Source organism: Haloferax sp. Atlit-6N (assembly GCF_003383195.1).
Lineage (GTDB): Archaea > Halobacteriota > Halobacteria > Halobacteriales > Haloferacaceae > Haloferax > Haloferax gibbonsii.
Genome location: NZ_QEQJ01000350.1, coordinates 1 through 452, shown reverse-complemented (window position 1 = coordinate 452; position 452 = coordinate 1). Strand labels below are relative to the sequence as shown.

Sequence of the window (452 nt, the reverse complement as noted above, 5' to 3'; positions counted from 1 at the left end):
CCTGCGGGAAGACCTTGACGTCGACGTCGTCTCGCCCCTCGAACTGTTCGACGCGCGTCTCGGGGATGTCGGTGGCGGTGAGTTCGCCCGACCGGAGCGCGGAGAGGCGCGTGCTCTCCTCGGGGACGACCTCGTAGGTGTAAGCGTCGAAGTACGGCGCGTGCTGCCACTCGTCGGGGACGTCGTCGACCTCGCGGAGGTAGTACTCCTCGTTGCGGGTGGCGACGAACTCCGATTCGCGGTTCCACCGCTCGAAGCTGTAGGGGCCGAGGTTTCCGGCGTACGCGAGCGTCTGGACCTCCTCGTCCTGTGTGAGCCCGTCCTGGTCCTCGTCGGGGCGGTACCGGGCGATGATCTCTTTCGGCATACAGAACGCGCCCCACATAATCGGCCGGAGCGGGAACGCGGGGTCGACGGACTGAAGCCTGATCTCGAAGGAGCGGGGACCGGTC

1 protein-coding gene is annotated in these 452 nt (G+C 67.0%); it reads right to left on the bottom strand.

What is annotated here, in order from left to right:
- Positions 1-452: ABC transporter substrate-binding protein (locus tag DEQ92_RS22700; protein ID WP_233516959.1), on the bottom strand; the 452-nt coding region annotated here is incomplete at both ends.